At 39.3% G+C, this 1,625-nt stretch carries 3 protein-coding genes; all 3 read right to left on the bottom strand.

Features of this window, described 5'->3' with window-relative positions; translation table 11 throughout:
* On the bottom strand, nt 1-218 hold a 218-nt coding region (locus tag PG418_RS16800), incomplete at its 3' end, for a hypothetical protein (RefSeq protein ID WP_498837744.1).
* Between the two features lie 134 nt (nt 219-352).
* Nucleotides 353-973, bottom strand: coding sequence for a tyrosine-type recombinase/integrase (locus tag PG418_RS16795; protein ID WP_498837743.1), 621 nt, complete (start codon nt 971-973; stop codon nt 353-355).
* A gap of 53 nt (nt 974-1,026) precedes the next feature.
* Nucleotides 1,027-1,260, bottom strand: a complete 234-nt coding sequence (locus PG418_RS16790) for a hypothetical protein (RefSeq protein WP_498837742.1) — start codon at nt 1,258-1,260, stop codon at nt 1,027-1,029.
* Nucleotides 1,261-1,625 lie beyond the last annotated feature (365 nt).

The raw sequence follows: 1,625 nt of genomic DNA, 5'->3' as shown, positions 1-1,625 counted from the left end.
TAAGCATTATATGAGTATGAGGAATGTAATTTAGGAAATCCCGTTCCGATTTGCAATGGAGAATATGCGTTAATTGCTTTGTTGATTTTAATTACACCATTGATAAATGCTATGTGTCCAATTTTAAAACACTGAACTCTTGATTTTTTTGGTGATATATCTATATTTGATGAATTTAATGCAAAAGAACATTCCGTAACAGTTAAATTATTGTTCATCGTTGTCTCTGCATTTTTTAATTTGCTACTTAGTTCAGAATCCCTCCTTTGACTGGTTGATAAAGTTACATATATAAAAGCGCATAACAAAAACACCCGACCAATGCCGAGTGTAAATAAATAAGTTTATTTACTTATGCGCTTAAATATTTAAAGTGATGATACCGTACACCTTCCTGATTCACTGTACAATATCGCATGGTTGTCTCTGACTTTGCGTGTCCCGCAAATATCATAGCCTCCTGCAGAGGCATTCCGCGGTTCAATGCATTTGTCAGAGCCGTCCTCCGGAATCGATGCGGATGCGCATTTTCTACGCCCGCCTTCCCTCCAATCCGCCGGATGATATCCTCAATTCCTGTTTTCGTCAGCCGGCTATTCGGTTTCTTGCTTCCGACAAATAGCGCCGGATCATTGTCTTTTCTGCTTTCCAGATATTCTTTCAGATACATGTTGGTTCGTTCATTGATGTACACCGTCCTTTCTTTCGCTCCTTTTCCATATACAATCAGTTCTTTATTCGCATACCGGATATCTTCTCTGTTAATCTCTGAAAGCTCCGATACTCTGACTGCTGTGCTATATAGGAATTCTAGTAACGCTTTATCCCGAAGACTGCTGCATTTACGCAGCATTATCGGATTTCTCCGAATCCGGTCACGATCTCGCAGCCATCCGAAGAAGCTGCTATACACCGCCCGGACGTTCTTTAGCGTCTGGTTTGCTACCTTGCGGATCATTTTATAAGCCCGCATGAATCCAGAAATATCTCCAGAATCTATGTCCTTCACTGGCTTATTGATATAGGTCAGTAACCGAACCAGTTCATACCGATATTGTATGCTTTTCCTTCCAGTGCTTTACTCATCAGAAACTCTTCCAGATCCACTTCCCAGCTCCTGTCTACAACCTGCAGGTCCGTTTCCTGGATTACTCTGCACCCGGTAAATGTCATCTGTAGCACTTCTTTCAGCTCACGTAGTTGCATTTCATCTAAAACCGGTTGCATTCTTCGCAATACATCCATTATTTTCGCTTCCATACATTGCTCCTTTTTGCTTTCAGTATATCAACTGGCGTACTGAATTAAGTAGCAATTTATATGAAACTTATATAGATTCATCCACAAAAAGCATTTGTATACGATTCCCTAAAAATAGGATTCAAATATGTGCCGGAACAATTCACGTATATGCCTCATTGCAAAAAAATGGCACTGGGTATACGGGTGTAAGTACCAAAATAGAACAATCAACATTTCCAAAACCGTTTAAATCTTTAAGAGGTTGTACAATAACTCAAAATAGTGACGATTGGGTTATGATTCTTGGAAAAACCACAACCTTGAATGGAATCTCCCAACTTCGATTAGGATATTTTGCAGCATATACAAATAAAGCTTTTTAT

Origin of the sequence: Bariatricus sp. TF06-38A, from assembly GCF_027690675.1 — a bacterium.
In the GTDB taxonomy this organism is placed as follows: Bacteria; Bacillota; Clostridia; order Lachnospirales; family Lachnospiraceae; genus Allocoprococcus; species Allocoprococcus comes.
Note: the sequence above shows the minus strand (reverse complement) of the source record. Positions and strands in the feature narration are given on the sequence as shown.

Bases quoted from the DNA above. Each gene is read 5' to 3' on its own strand.
- PG418_RS16795 (WP_498837743.1), bottom strand. From the start codon at position 973: ATGCGGGCTTATAAAATGATCCGCAAGGTAGCAAACCAGACGCTAAAG.
- PG418_RS16790 (WP_498837742.1), bottom strand. From the start codon at position 1,260: ATGGAAGCGAAAATAATGGATGTATTGCGAAGAATGCAACCGGTTTTA.